Raw genomic sequence first — 253 nt, 5'->3', positions numbered from 1 at the left:
AGGCCCTGATGCATGATCTTCTCGACTTTCTCGGCATCAAGGCCCCGGTGCTGATTGCAGGCCTTTCCGGTGGCATTTTGCGGGCGCTGTCACGCCACCGCTACAAGCTCCGGGAGATGTTCGCGTCGCCGATCTGCGGCGCGTTGGCGGCCGCATATCTGACGCTTCCTGTGGTTAGCTACTTCCGCGCCAACGGCCTGCCGCTGCCAGGAACCGAGGACGACACAACTACTCTGGCTGCAGCGTTTCTGAT

1 protein-coding gene is annotated in these 253 nt (G+C 61.7%); it reads left to right on the top strand.

What is annotated here, in order from left to right; translation table 11 throughout:
• Window positions 1-8 precede the first annotated feature (8 nt).
• A partial coding sequence (locus EOA75_RS33785; RefSeq protein ID WP_127326204.1) for a hypothetical protein occupies window positions 9-253 on the top strand: 245 nt, incomplete at its 3' end.

Source organism: Mesorhizobium sp. M1A.F.Ca.IN.022.07.1.1 (assembly GCF_003997575.1).
Classification (GTDB): Bacteria; Pseudomonadota; Alphaproteobacteria; order Rhizobiales; family Rhizobiaceae; genus Mesorhizobium.
The sequence above is the reverse complement of the archived record's forward strand: the minus strand, read 5'-3'. Positions and strand labels throughout refer to the sequence as shown.